12 protein-coding genes are annotated in these 13,429 nt (G+C 35.9%); 1 reads left to right on the plus strand and 11 read right to left on the minus strand.

Going from position 1 to position 13,429, the window contains the following annotated elements:
• The 5 genes from BN349_RS24005 to BN349_RS14545 form a co-directional block, all read right to left on the minus strand.
• A partial coding sequence (locus BN349_RS24005) for a TniQ family protein (RefSeq protein WP_034294431.1) occupies positions 1 to 231 on the minus strand: 231 nt, incomplete at its 3' end.
• A gap of 139 nt (positions 232 to 370) precedes the next feature.
• Positions 371 to 1,564 (minus strand): PDZ domain-containing protein, encoded by a 1,194-nt coding sequence (locus tag BN349_RS14525; protein ID WP_019243053.1) that lies wholly within the window; start codon positions 1,562 to 1,564, stop codon positions 371 to 373.
• Between the two features lie 365 nt (positions 1,565 to 1,929).
• Positions 1,930 to 3,378 carry a S41 family peptidase gene (locus BN349_RS14535; protein WP_019243055.1) on the minus strand — a complete coding sequence of 483 codons (1,449 nt, stop codon included), beginning with the start codon at positions 3,376 to 3,378 and terminating at the stop codon, positions 1,930 to 1,932.
• Positions 3,379 to 3,744: 366 nt separating this feature from the next.
• Positions 3,745 to 4,491, minus strand: coding sequence for a type I methionyl aminopeptidase (gene map / locus BN349_RS14540; protein WP_019243056.1), 747 nt, complete (start codon positions 4,489 to 4,491; stop codon positions 3,745 to 3,747).
• Between the two features lie 231 nt (positions 4,492 to 4,722).
• Positions 4,723 to 5,103, minus strand: a complete 381-nt coding sequence (locus BN349_RS14545) for a MaoC/PaaZ C-terminal domain-containing protein (RefSeq protein ID WP_019243057.1) — start codon at positions 5,101 to 5,103, stop codon at positions 4,723 to 4,725.
• A 351-nt stretch (positions 5,104 to 5,454) separates the two neighbouring features.
• On the opposite strand from BN349_RS14545, the gene BN349_RS14550 reads away from it, so the two are divergent.
• Positions 5,455 to 5,994, plus strand: a complete 540-nt coding sequence (locus BN349_RS14550; protein ID WP_019243058.1) for a YceI family protein — start codon at positions 5,455 to 5,457, stop codon at positions 5,992 to 5,994.
• Between the two features lie 247 nt (positions 5,995 to 6,241).
• Here BN349_RS14550 and BN349_RS14555 read toward each other — a convergent pair whose 3' ends face one another.
• The 6 genes from BN349_RS14555 to rhaB all read right to left on the minus strand — a co-directional run bounded on the left by BN349_RS14555 (position 6,242) and on the right by rhaB (position 13,205).
• Entirely contained in the window at positions 6,242 to 7,384 is a 1,143-nt protein-coding gene (locus tag BN349_RS14555) for an iron-containing alcohol dehydrogenase (RefSeq protein WP_019243059.1), read from the minus strand.
• Between the two features lie 117 nt (positions 7,385 to 7,501).
• Complete coding sequence (locus BN349_RS14560) at positions 7,502 to 8,779, minus strand: MFS transporter (protein ID WP_019243060.1); 1,278 nt, start codon at positions 8,777 to 8,779, stop codon at positions 7,502 to 7,504.
• Positions 8,780 to 8,847: 68 nt separating this feature from the next.
• Positions 8,848 to 9,162 carry an L-rhamnose mutarotase gene (rhaM, locus tag BN349_RS14565; protein ID WP_019243061.1) on the minus strand — a complete coding sequence of 105 codons (315 nt, stop codon included), beginning with the start codon at positions 9,160 to 9,162 and terminating at the stop codon, positions 8,848 to 8,850.
• A gap of 270 nt (positions 9,163 to 9,432) precedes the next feature.
• Positions 9,433 to 10,272 carry a rhamnulose-1-phosphate aldolase gene (gene rhaD, locus BN349_RS14570; protein WP_019243062.1) on the minus strand — a complete coding sequence of 280 codons (840 nt, stop codon included), beginning with the start codon at positions 10,270 to 10,272 and terminating at the stop codon, positions 9,433 to 9,435.
• 214 nt (positions 10,273 to 10,486) lie between these two features.
• Positions 10,487 to 11,764 (minus strand): L-rhamnose isomerase, encoded by a 1,278-nt coding sequence (gene rhaA / locus BN349_RS14575; protein WP_019243063.1) that lies wholly within the window; start codon positions 11,762 to 11,764, stop codon positions 10,487 to 10,489.
• Positions 11,727 to 13,205 carry a rhamnulokinase gene (rhaB, locus tag BN349_RS14580; RefSeq protein ID WP_019243064.1) on the minus strand — a complete coding sequence of 493 codons (1,479 nt, stop codon included), beginning with the start codon at positions 13,203 to 13,205 and terminating at the stop codon, positions 11,727 to 11,729. Before rhaB ends, rhaA begins: the two co-directional genes overlap by 38 nt.
• Positions 13,206 to 13,429: the final 224 nt, after the last annotated feature.

The raw sequence follows: 13,429 nt of genomic DNA on the forward strand, positions 1-13,429 counted from the left end.
TATCCACGTTAATTTATTTAGCTTATATATAGGTACTCCTGTTAATTTATTAAGTTCTTTTATAATAGGGGAATCAGGTTGGACATCAAAAAGGTGATCCTTAGTTGTTCCTATATTCTTGCATATCCAGCTCACACTATCATATAAATTCTCAATAGTTAATCTGGTAATATAACTGCTTAAACATTCGTCTTCAAAAGGCTCTAGAGAAATTAACAATTGTTGTTTCATTATTAACACCCTTTGTATTCAAATTAAATAAAGATGATACCTTAGAAGAAAGGCATCATCTTTATTACAACTAATTATGAAAAATCATTCTAACTAATTATGAAAAATTTCTAACTAATTATGAAAAATCACAAAATTTTTATATAGCCTGCTTCACATTCGCTTTTTCTTGTATAAATATGATTCCTAACTCGTAGTGTTCTCCTTCAAATAACGCTCTCTGAACAAAACGAATTTGATCATATACATCGAAGACCTCTAATCTACAATGTGCTCGATTTTTTTGTAAAGCCTCATAGAATTGCTTTTCTGATTGAACAGCTTGTCCATTAACTTTTGTAATAACCTCACCTATACTTAAACCCATTTTATCAGCAGGAGAATTTGGAATAATCCCTAAGATTAAAACACCTTTCTTCTTTTTCGTAAAATAAAAAGGCAAACGATTTTCATTCATTTTCATAAAATAGTGAATAAGTTCTCTACCTAGTATAGCAATTGTAGCCGCTATAATAGATAAAATCGGCATCCAAATACTTCCGATAGCAACTGCTAATACGACGAATCCTACCATTAACACTCTTGTTCCTGTCATGGAAATGGCTTCTTCTGGTAATCTCGCTTGAACTTTTTGAGAAAAACCCATTAAAAAAGGTACAAGAATAAGTGTAACTGATAGATTGTCAGCTAATTCAAATACTGGCCACCAATCAAATGGTAAAGGTAAATCCCCTCCAGGAATAAATAAAAAAAGTGGTAAAAGCCAAAGTTTTTTCGATTGATGTGCTCCAACGGTCATTCCTCTATTAGAAGTAATCAGCATTGGAGATGTACCCTTCGCTCCATTACTTTTAATTAAGATTGATTCAGCAATCATTAATAATCCCATTAATACCGCTAACGATGGAAATAGAGACGTTTCCATGTTTGCAATAGCGTCTCCTAAGTATGGAATTGGAACTTCTTTTTCAAATAAAAAAAACAAAATAAAGATAGAACTTCCGATTACATAGGCAGGTGACAACAAACGCACCTTTAATGTCAAACTAATAAAGATGGTAACTGCACAAATAATAATAATAGCAGCAAATGGAATGACTAATCCACTTATTATAGTAATAATGGACAATGCTAATCCTATGAGAATAGCAATTGGTAATAGATTTTTCAGCTCAAAATAGCCGCTTTCGACACGAATCTTGAAATCTTTTCTTTCTCTCTTTACACGTCTATAGCCGAGCACTATACAAAGATAAAAGGAAAAATAAAATAGTGGATGTAAAAACAACTTCCCTGTCCCTAACAAAAATTCAATCAGCCATTCGGTTCCCACCTTTATCCACCTTCCTTTTTGAATATACTAATTACTATTTTATCAAAGACCTACTTCCCTGCCTATGCTATAACCAAATAAAGTGAAGCTTCCTTCAGCCATTTTATGATAATTTAATTGATTCTTTTGGAATTTTGACTTTGCAAAGGGCTTTATCGCACTCATATTCCTCTTTCAAAGCCGTTTCTTAAGTAAACGGATATCTCTACGACGGAATTCATTCAACTTTTCACTGATTTGGTTCAACTCTACTATCATTCCATTCAACTTTTGAGGTTTTTAATTCAGCTTTTAACTAATCTCATTCAACTTCCCGTTATAGCATAAAAAAGCACTTGCTCATCAGCAAGTGCTTTCCCTTAATGTTATTTTACTAAATATCGTAAGGCTGTACGTAATTGAAGGTCATTGTCATCGTCTTTCATTTTACTACTTACCTTTTGTTCTAGCAATCTCGCTGTTTTAACATCAATTTTCCCTGTCGCTTTTACTCCTGAATTATTTTGAAAAGCCTTGACAGCAATTTCTGTTTTCAAATCAAAATATCCATCGTTTCTACCTGGTTCATAGCCTAGTACTCTTAAGATGTCTTGCGCATGCTGAATTTGATCTCCTGTCATATCCCGTTTCAATGTTTTTTCAATGTTGATAGCTTGTGTATTAAATAGTTTTGGTTGTTTGATAGCAATCGTTGGCTCTATTCCTGTTTTGTGAATCCAGTTTCCATCTGGAGTTAGCCATTTCGCTAATGTTAATTTAATATTGCTACCATCATCTAGCTTAACGGCTTGCTGGACAGTACCTTTTCCATACGTTTTATCTCCAATTAGTTCATAGCCACCAGCTTCCTGTAAAGCTGCAGCTAATATTTCCGATGCAGAAGCACTTCCATTATCAATTAATACCGCAATATTGTATGGTTTCTTTTCTTTCAGCTTAGAGAAAAGCTTTTCATGTTCACCATTTCTTCTTTCTATTTGTAAGTACGGTTTTTCATTTATAATTAATTCACTGACTATTTCATCTACAGAAGAAAGCAATCCACCTGGATTTCCTCGAACGTCAATGATTAGTCCCTTAATATCTTTAACTTCCAATACTTTTAGTTGTCTTTTGAAATCAGCTGCTGTTTCACTCGAGAATTGCGTGATTTCAATATACCCGAGCTTCTCTCCCGACTCTTCCTTTATTTTGGAATGGACCGTTTCAATCGGAATGGTATCGCGGATGATTTCAAAGGTTAATATTTTTGTAACACCTGGTCGTTTAATCTCAAGTTTTACCTTTGAACCTTTTTTCCCTCGAATTTTCACGCTAACATCTTGTACATTCAGTCCTTGTACACTTTCATCATTTACAGAAAGGATTTCATCTTTTGCTTTTAGGCCTGCTTCTTCTGCTGGTGAGTTTTTATAAGGAGAAACGATAATAATTTTATCATCTTCCACTCCTATCTCTGTTCCAATACCCTCGAAAGAAGAATCTAGAGATTCTCTAAATTGATTAGCCGCTTCCTTATCCATATAAACAGAATAAGGGTCCTTTAATTTAGCTACCATTCCTTCTATCGCACCTGTAATAAGATCATCATCTGTCATTTTTTCAATGTAATGCTCTTTGATTAATTGATATACCTGTTCCACTTTTACTAGCTCTAATTGGTCATCCTTATTTGTTGTCGGCTCTTGCTTTAATTTGTCATTCTTAGGAGCATCCCATTTGAGAAAAATATTCGGTCCCATATACAATCCTCCCACCAAACCAACTAATAAGGAAAGAGTAATTGCTAAAGGAAGTACCCAGCGTTTATTCATAAAAAGCTCCTTTCTATTTAGAAAAACCGGCACCGTTCCTTTTTGATTTGACTGTTAGCTTAGAAAAAATTTTTGCCCTTTACCTAACTCATATTCAAATATGTTTCCTGTCAAAAAGGAGACATGCGGGAGCCTATAAGACAAGCCTTGCAGGAAGGGGCGGGTATTTCCTTCCGTAAAGGAAAGGCTTATAGCCTAGCATGGCAGGTGTAAGGTTAGACATCTACCAAACTCCATTTATTCTCAGATTATAGAAATACATTTTACTCTCACACATCTATATAAAAAAGACACCGCACATTTGTGTGATGCCTTGTACTTACTATAGATGTATGAAAAGCTTGTACTTTTTATGATAAAAAACGATTACAGTTTCGTTAAAATAACAGGACCATCCTCTGTAATGGCAAGTGTATGTTCATATTGAGCAGATAACTTCCCGTCGACTGTACGTGCTGTCCAGCCATTACTATCCATCTTACTATGCCATGAGCCTTCATTAAGCATTGGCTCAATCGTAATAACCATACCGGCTTTTAATCTAGCTCCTTTTCCAGGTGTTCCGTAATGAAGAACCGTTGGATCTTCGTGCATAGTACGTCCAATGCCATGCCCTGTAAAATCTCTTACCACAGAGTAACCTTTACTTTCTGCATAGCTTTGAATAGCATGACCGATGTCTCCTAAACGATTGCCAGGTACGGCTTGTTCAATCCCTAAATACAGTGACTTTTCAGTTACCGCTAATAAATCCGCTGCTTTATCAGATATTTTACCTACTGTATGAGTCCATGCAGAATCCGCTAAATAGCCATTCAGATTGACAACCATATCCACTGTTACGATATCACCTTCTTTAAGAGGTTTGTTTGTCGGGAAACCGTGACAAATTTCGTCATTTACAGAAGCGCAAGTGGCGAAAGGAAAACCATGATATCCTTTTTGTTCAGGTGTTGCTCCATGGTCACGCATATATTTTTCTACAAAAGTATCAATTTCTAACGTAGTCATACCAGGTTTCATCATTTTTTTTACTTCTTGATGAATCGTTGCTAGCAGAATTCCTGCTTTTCTCATGTTCTCAATTTCACTTTTTGATTTTAAAATAATCAACAATGACACTCTCCTTTTACATATAAGACCGTTGCGATAAGATATCTTATTTAGTAATCTCTTCACTGACTTGAATTATTCATACCTATTCTATAATAGTATCAATAATATGAAGCATTACCAAAGAAAGTGCAAATTTTTCTAAGAAAAATCATAATTAATATTGTAGCATTGTATAATTACGGTTCATTTTGCTCCATTAAAAAAAGACTCTTCCTTCAGAAGAATCATTTATAAATCGCGTATAATCCCATGACTAGAGCCAAATAAAACCTCTTTACCCAATTGGTTTCGATAAACGGATTTAATGGCTACTTTCTTATATCCATTCATTTGCTCAACATTTGTAAGCAAAACCTCACAAGTAATCGTATCACCTGCAAAGACAGGTCGAACAAATTCACTTACCATTTCTCTTGCAATATAATTTAAATCTCCACCGATTTTTGTTCCTAAACTAGCCGTTAATAAGCCATGAACCATAATACGTCCTTTATCGTCTTGCTGCATATGATGATGACCTTGATCTCTTGTTATTTCAGCAAACTGCAATACTTCCTCTTCAGTAAACGTTCTGCTCCAAGTTAATATAGTACCTTCCTCTATGTTCATAGCCATCCCCCCTTTGTTCTTCATCCTTTTACACTATAACATACGGAACAAAAAATGAATATCAATTCACTATTATAAAAAAAGCATAACTACTCTTTCAGGTCCTACCCGTCCCAAACGGGCTAATCCTTCTTTCATGATGATTTTTTTCATTAATTTCTAAAATAAAAATCCGAAATATAATATTCCTAAATAAAATATCTTGACTTCGAGATATTTTGTGTTTATAGTAATAAACAGATACTAATTAACGTAATCAATGACGATAAAAAAATAATCGATTTGAGTTTATCGTCTTAAATTTTAGGGTAATATCTTGAAGTAGAGATAAATGATGAGGAGGAATTTTCAATGGCAAAATACGTAGTAGACAAATCACATTCAAACATCGGTTTCCAAGTGAAGCATATGATGGTATCAAAAGTGAAAGGTAACTTTGAAAACTATACAGCTGATGTCGTGGCAGCAGACTTATCAGATCTTACAACAGCAAATATCACATTCACATTCGATGTAGCAAGCATCAATACAAAAAGTGAAGATCGCGATAATCATTTAAAATCAGCGGACTTTTTCGAAACAGAAAAGTATCCTGAAATGAAATTTCAATCAACAAATATTACGGGTTCTGGAAGTGACTATGAAGTGACTGGTGACTTAACAATTAAAGACGTAACAAAACCAGTATCATTTGAGGTAACATATAACGGAAAAGGTACAAACCCTTGGGGTGTAGAAGTATACGGATTTGAGGCTGAAACTAAAATCAATCGTGAAGAATTCGGACTAACTTGGAATGCAGCACTTGAAACAGGCGGCGTTTTAGTTGGTAAAGATATTAAAATTAGCATTGAACTTGAGTTAAATCCTGAAGCACCTGCAGCTGAGTAATATATAAATACAAATCAAAGTAGGTATCCCAAAGGCATAGTTATGTTGGATACCTCTTTTTTATTTGCTGTTTTTAACTAAGTTCAGAGCATAAAAAAGGGCGATTAAAGAGTAAGTGCTAGCCTCCTGTAACAGAATTCAACTCGAAACTTGTTCATAGGCCACGAAGTATTCGATCAAGAAGGGCCACTCAAAAGTGATTGAAAATTACTTTTGAGTGGCCCCGTTACTTTAGATTTATAGATTCTTAAAGAATTTCTTTAAACATAGCAATTGTTTGTTCTTTTGTTGGCATAAATGGATTACCTGGTGCACAAGCATCTAATAAAGAATTGCTTGCTAATAAATCTAAATCAGGATTTTCAACGCCAAGATCTTTTAAAGATTTTGGAATACCTACTTCTTCAGATAAAGTCATGATTTTATCTAGAACAAATTGGCTGCACTCTTCGTCTGATTTATCACATACATGCATACCTAATACCTTCGCAATTTTACGGAATTTCTCTGGTGCATGTTTAGCATTTTCACGTTCAACGATTGGTAATAACATCGCATTACATACACCATGCGGAAGGTCGTAAATACCTCCAAGCTGATGAGCCATAGCATGAACAAACCCTAATCCAGCATTTGAGAATGCAGCTCCAGCTAAGAAACAAGCATAAACCATTTGTTCACGAGCATCTACATTATGACCATCTTTCACAGCTGTTGGCAGTGAATCGAAAATGATACGTACAGCTTCAAGAGCTGTTGCATCTGTAATTTGAGTAGCCCCTGGCGTTACAATGGTTTCAATTGCATGTGTTAATGCATCCATACCAGTAGCCGCTGTTAAACTAGCAGGTTTATCTAGCATGAGCATTGGATCATTAACTGAAAGAAGAGCGAGGCTATTCTTATCGACACAAACCATTTTTACTCCGCGATCTTCATCTGTAATGACATAATTTATCGTAAGCTCTGCAGATGTACCAGCTGTTGTATTAACTGCCACAGTCGGGAATCCTAATTTTTTTGATTTATGAAGTCCTTCATAATCACGAATATTTCCTCCATTAGTAGCAAGGATACTCATAGCACTTGCACAATCTTGTGGAGATCCCCCACCAATAGAAAGAATAAAATCGCAGTTTTCAGATTTTAATATCTCTACACCCTTATCTACTTGGGCACATGTTGGATTTGGAGTTACTTCATTATAAATCGTATATGTAACATTTACTGCATCTAATTGATCTGTCACTTTTTTTACAACGCCGTTTTCACTTAAGATTTTATCCGTTACAATCAGAGCCTTCTGAAACCCCAATGCTGCAACTTCAGCTCCTAACTGATTTAAACAATCTCGTCCAATCAAGTTCTTGCTTGGTAAATAATACATCATAATTAGTCTTCCCTCCAATTATATTGTTCAAAGTTTCACAAATTTATTATAAAATGCAGAGGGAATATTTAAAATAAACTTTTTTAAGTAAATATTCCCTCTATTTACATAGATTTTTTAGCTAGCTTTACCATATCGCTCTTCTTGTATTTGCTCGAGCGTTTTTCCACGAGTTTCAGGAGCCATAAAGATTCCTATTAACATATGTACTACTAAGAAACCAATCATAATAGCACCGGCAACTTTGAAGCCTAATGTAGAAATTAAAACCGGAACAGCTAAAGATATTAATCCTACACCAACACGAGCTACAAAGAACATAAGACCTTGTGCTTGTGCACGATATTTCGTATGGAACAATTCACTTGACCATAGACCGTAGAAACACTGCGCACCAAATCCACATGAAACTCCCCAGAATAGCACGTAAATTAATAGTTCCGTAATACCCATGCTACCAAATGCTAGTACAGCCCACGCGACAATACCTAATGCTGCTCCAATTCCAAATAGCAGCTTTCGGCTCACTTTATCTCCAAGTTTAATAAATACAAAGTACGTTGCAACAACTGTTAAGACCCATAAGAATGCTTGCAACAGATTTGCTTGAGCAGAAGTTAATCCACCGACTGTTTCATAAATATAAGGCATAAAATAACCATTTGTTCCAGCTACTAGATTCCAGAAGAAATAGATACCAATTAACAACGTTAAAGCTCTTAAGTTAGCTTTGTTTGTAAACAATTCTTTAAGTGAACCTTTTTCCAGCTTACCTTTCTCTTTATCCTCTTTCTCTTTCGCTTTCTGTTCTTCCCAAATAGTTGATTCATTAATTTGTTGTTGTAAAATCCAGGTAATTAAAGCGATTACAAAAAGCTGAGCAAAAATAATTCTGCTTCCTAATAAGCCAAGAGGTGCTAAAGCAACAGATAGAAGTAAAGAAATTACTGGCCCAATTCCCCAGGCTAACTGTCCCCAACCTACACGGGCGGCACGTTCCTCAGCTGGAGCTTCTTCTGCAATATATGTCCAAGCGGCAGGAATCGCAGCTCCTACAGCAATACCTGTAATAACATAACCTGCTAAAAGCATTGGAAAATTGAATGAGCAAGCAATTAGTGCTACTCCAAGCATGTACACTAATAAATCATATTTATAGATAAACTTACGACCATATCGATCAACCAAAAATCCCCCAAGTAATGCCCCAATAGCCGCCCCAAATCCATTTGCACTTAGAGCCCCTAATAAACCTACCATTGAATCATTCAAGCCTAAATATTCAACCCAAAGCGTTAAACCACCAGCACCGGCCACAATAGATCCAGCTTCTAAGTAGTTGGACATTGCTACAGTAATCGTTGACTTCAAACTGCCTTTATTAGTTCCAGCCATTCTATTAACTCCTCTCATGGTGTGACGCTTTCCCCAGTATTACAGCTAAGGAAAACGAAATAGATTATTTACTTTAAGAAAAATACTTCTTTTAAATCAGTAGCTATTGGACTGTTATCTGGATTTGTTTCCATCAACGGTTCCATGTAAGCCCACCACTTCTTACAAATATCTGTATCTGCCATGGAAGCCCATTTGGCTTCGTCTTCGATTTCAACATAGGCAAATAATTGACCTGTTTCTTCTAATAAGAAAATGGAATAGTTATGTGAACCATGCTTGCGTAGTTCATCTGCCATTTCCGGCCAAAGTTCATCATGGCGACGTTTGTATTCCTCATATTGATCACGGTAAACCTTCATGACACTAGCTTTTCTAATCACGCTACATCACTCCTAGATTTATTAAATAGGCTGTTTTTGCATACTTTATTACAAATGAACAAGCAGTAATATAGACTAAGTAAAATCCTCTTCAAGATGCTCGCTTTCCGCGGGGCAGACAGTGAGCATCCTCAGCACTTTGTGCCTGTCGGGACACACCTGTCCCGCTGCTCCCGCAGGAGTCTCGCACTTTACACTCCATCCGACCATTTTATGCCCATTGGTTCTGTGAACTTATTTAAAAACAACAATCTATTAGATAACTTTCAATTAAATAAGAACACCTTCACGAACCTTTAAAATGCCAGGTCTTGCCTGCACACCGAACGCATCTGCTAGCTCTTGTAATTGTTCATCCGTGATGGTTTGTTTTTTCCCACCTTGAGCACAAACAATTGTGTATACTTCCGCTGCTTTTTCTGCTGTTTCAATTAAACCAAATGTTTCATCCATTGTTGTACCTGCACCAAAAATACCATGATGTGGCCACATTACAATACGCACTTCTTTCATTTTCTCTGCAGAAGCTTCTCCAATAGCATCTGTTCCTGGTACCATCCAAGGAATGATTCCTACTCCTTCAGGGAAGACAACGATACATTCTGTACACATTTCCCATAATGTTTTCGTGAATTCTTTTTCATCTAAACTATGAGTAAATGTCATACCAATTAAGTGTGTAGCATGACAATGCATAATAACACGATGGTTTGGATCTACTTGTAATCGTTGAATATGATTCATTAAATGTGTAGGCAATTCACTTGTCGCTACACCACCATCTTCAAATCCCCAGAGCAAATCATAGCTTCTACCGTCCGCTGCAATTCGAATAATTCCTAGATTCACTGCAGGATTTCCCATTACGTTTTTAAAATATTTACCCGAGCCAGTTACAATGAAGTATCTTCCTGCTACTGCTGAAGCATCAAAGCTCATTGGAATCGTACGTGATACTTTATTTATATCAAGATATGTTTGAACTTCTTCTTCATTTAATAGATAACTAATATTGCCTCCGTTGCGCTCATCCCAACCTAAACGATATAGGTTTGCTGTTGTATCGCACATTTCTTTCACGAAAGGTGCGCTTAGTATATCCTGATACATGTTTCATCCACCTTTTTTTTAAAGTTTTGCCATGTTAAACTTCATTGTTCATAAATCTTCCCTTCGTTTGCACAACGGGAGAAGGCCAAGCCTCCTCGTTCTATCCTTACTCTAGAGTCATGGTCTTTCTAACTTCTCCCGCGGGATACTCACGAATTTTCTTGTTAACTATCAACAGTAACGTTTAACAGAGCCTAAGACATAGAAATTGTTCTTATACTAATACTGGTTCTACATTTCTCTTAACTAATACTTCTTGTTCATACGCCTTTACTTCTTGTAACCATTCTTCACGAACTGGTACATTTTGAGTTGCACAATAATAATCCCAAATAGCTCCGAAAGGATATGATTTTAGTTCTTCCATCAACGCCAAACGAGTAGTGTAGTCACCATTCAACTCAATTTCTTTTAGCTGTTCCGTTGGTTCCAGCATTGCCATTAACAATGCTTTTAGCATATTACGTGTTCCAATAACCCAAGCAGCAACACGGTTAATGCTTGCATCAAAGAAATCTAATCCAATGTGAGTTGTTTCGAGCATGTCATTTACAACTAATTCTCTAGCGATTGCTTGTAGTTCATCATCAAATGTCACAACATGATCACTATCCCAGCGAATAGGACGACTCACGTGAAGTAATAATCCTTCTGTAAATAATTTCATCGCCGATAGTTTAGTAGATACCACCTCTGTTGGATGGAAGTGTCCTGCATCTAAACAAATTAATTTATTTCTTGATAAACCATAGCCCATATAAAACTCATGAGAACCGACTGTATAACTTTCTGCTCCAAGCCCAAATAATTTACTTTCAACAGCATCTAAGTTATAGCTCGAGTTTAATTCTTCAGCGAATACCTCATCTAATGATTCTTGTAGACGTTTACGAGGAGCTAAACGATCAACGGGGTTGTCTTTAAACCCATCAGGAATCCATACATTTGTTACACAAGTTTGCCCAAGCTCTTTTCCAAAGTACTCTCCTATTTTACGAGCTCGCTTACAATGCTCAATCCAGAAATCACGAATCTCTTTATCTGGATGACTTAATGTAAAGCCATCAGCCGATTTAGGATGAGAGAAGCAAGTAGGATTAAAATCAAGGCCTAGACCTAACTTCTTCGCCCAATCTACCCATTTAGAATAATGACGTGGTTCAATCTCATCAAAATCAATCTTTTCATCCGTATCTGTATAAATCGCATGTAAATTCAATTTATGCTTACCAGGAATTAAAGAATATGCTTTCTCTAAGTCTTGGCGCAATTGTTCTGGTGTCGTTGCTACTCCAGGGTAGTTCCCTGTTACAGAAATTCCACCTGTTAAGTCTTGATCTTTATTAATGAAACCTCGCACGTCATCGCCTTGCCAGCAGTGCATTGAAATTTTAATTTGGCTTAATTTCTCCATTGCAGCTTCTACGTCCACTCCAAGATTGGCGTATAAATCTTTAGCTATAGCATAATTTTGCTGAATTTTCTCGTTCATTTGATGTAACCTCCTTGAATTGTTGAAGCATTTCTGTACGATTCATAACTTGTGGTTGATATTCTTTTATTTCAAATGATTCTTTAATGAAGTGGCGTGCCTCTTCTATATTCTTCAATTCATCTGTTGCAATCATTTGCATAACCAAATTGCCAATAGCCGTCGCTTCCGTAGGACCTGCATAAACTGCTCTACCACTCAAGTCAGCTGTTAATTGATTTAGCAATTCATTATGAGCGCCACCACCTACAATATGTAGACGATTGACTTTCTTACCTGTAATTTGTTCTAAATCATTGATTGAATTGGTATAAATGATTGCTAAATTAGTATAGATACAACTCGCTAACTCTCCAGCTGTTTCTGGCACGACTTGATGTGTTTCACGACAATAACTTTGAATTTCTTCAATCATATTAATTGGATTTAAAAATCGCTCATCATTGAAATTAATAAAAGGTGGAATCCCAGTCACTTTCTTAGCTTCTTCCACAAACTGTGCAAAGTTATAATCTTTTGGAAGAAGCCTTCTTACTTCTTGAATGAGCCACATCCCAATAATGTTTTTTAAAAAACGTGTCGTTTTAAAAGCCCCCCACTCATTTGTATAATTGTGCTGAAAGGCTTGTTCAGAAATCACAGGCTGATCAAGCTCCATTCCAAGTAAGGACCATGTTCCACTGCTTAAAAATGCCCAATCATCTTTCGTTCCAGGTGTCCCTAATACCGCTGATGCCGTATCATGAGTAGCCACAGTAATAACCTGACAATCTGGAAGTTCATATTCTGGGAACCTGCTTTTTTCCACATTTCCAAGTACAAAACCAGGCTGTTTTAGTGGAGGAAATTGTTCTCTTTTCATATGTAACAGTTTTAGTAAATCCTCATCATAGTCACCGCTGTGTACATTTAACAATTGTGTTGATGAGGCATTGGTTGCTTCTGATACTGCATTTCCCGTCAGACAATAACCTAAATAATCAGGAACCATCAATATATGCTTTGCTTTTGCTAGTTTACTTGGATCTTCTTCATACAACTGATAAAGAGTATTAAAAGGCAAAAACTGAATACCTGTTTTTTCGTATATATCTTCTTTCGAAATCTGTTTTGTCACTTTATTTATTGTGTTTTCTGTACGATGATCACGATAGGATACAACCTCTTGTAACCGCTTACTTTTTTCATCAACTAATACATAATCAACTGCCCAAGTATCAATGCCTACGGTACAAGAATGATGCCCTAAGCTTTTCACAACCTGTAAACCTTTAACAATTTCTGTTAATAAATGATCAATGTCCCAATAACATGTCCCACCTACTTCAGTAAATCCATTTGCAAATCTGTGAATTTCTTTGATTTCAAGTTTGTCATTCTGGATCTCTCCTAACACTAGGCGACCACTTGATGCACCTATATCAACAGCTACATAAGTCAATTATTTCACTTCCTTGAGAATCCGTATTGTTCTTCGTTTACAACCTCATAATACTATCAAAACAAAAAAGAATCAACATATTTTGTTGTTTTTCTTTTGTTTTTTATTTATTTGTTCAAAATTTAGCCTAAAACAAACACAAACAAAGAATATTTTCTGTCTTTTTGTTATTTATTATGTTTTTTTCTGTTTTTTAGGTAAAATAATACGTATAGAGGTGGACT

Origin of the sequence: Bacillus sp. AP8, from assembly GCF_000321185.1 — a bacterium.
Lineage (GTDB): Bacteria > Bacillota > Bacilli > Bacillales > DSM-1321 > Bacillus_AD > Bacillus_AD massilioanorexius.